The organism is Sphaerisporangium flaviroseum, assembly GCF_039537005.1.
Classification (GTDB): Bacteria; Actinomycetota; Actinomycetes; order Streptosporangiales; family Streptosporangiaceae; genus Sphaerisporangium; species Sphaerisporangium flaviroseum.
Window position 1 is genome coordinate 1 of sequence record NZ_BAAAZR010000073.1, and the last position, 863, is coordinate 863.

Sequence of the window (863 nt, forward strand, 5' to 3'; positions counted from 1 at the left end):
GACGATCTCGACCTGAACAGCGGAGTTGGCGCCGGTGATGACCCGTTCGCACAGGTGGCGAATCGGCGGTATTTGACTGGCTGTCATGGCGGGTCCTTCCGCTACGACCAGAAAGAGCCGGTGGTGGCCCCTCACACCACTACCGAACTATATTCTGTCAAGATGAGTCAGGATGTGAGTCAAGACCATACGAGTCCTCGTGCCGGTCAACAAGTGGGACAACTGATGTCGGGAGTGGGTCGTGTCTGCGGTCGGCGGCTGTCGCACTGTCAAGGGCAGGTCGCCGGCAGGGGTCGCGCGTCGGCGCCAGACAGGGAGCGTGTCGGCTGGGGTGCCCGCTTCGCGGCCGTGAGCTGCGAGTTCGTAACGCGGCTATGGCGAGGCGGTCTGCAGGTGACCGCTGAATGCGAGAGCCTGCGGCTGATGAGCAGGCCATCGCTCGCCGAGCCGGAGCCTTGCATAGAGCGAGCCGGGAAGCGGGAACGACGTACGTCGGAGCGTATCGGGCGTCCGCAATCAGGTCTGCTGTTACTCTGTTTATTCCTGGTTCGTCGGTGGGGGTAGGGGCGGAGGGTCGTCACCGGGGCACTCCGGCGGCTCCGCCCGAGGTTCATCCTCCGGTCTCCGCAGCCCCTTTCCTGAAGGACGGCAGATAACCTCAGACCATGCCTAGAAGGAGCAGGGCAGCGGCGACCGTCGGTCTGTGGCGGCTGCGCCTGGAGATCACCGCGGTCCTGCTGGACATCGAGGACGCCACGTCGGGCACACTTCCCGGCGCGGATCTCGGCGGAATGTCCCGCGCACGGCCCGCCGTCGCGGCGGCCGTGCACTGGCCGCCGACGGTCTGGCTCCGGTGGCCCAGT

The 863-nt window shown here is 66.2% G+C and carries 1 protein-coding gene; it reads left to right on the forward strand.

The window, feature by feature from the left end; genetic code table 11:
* Positions 1 to 665: 665 nt before the first annotated feature.
* The coding region (locus ABD810_RS40805; protein WP_344953950.1) for a hypothetical protein at positions 666 to 863 on the forward strand (198 nt) is incomplete at its 3' end.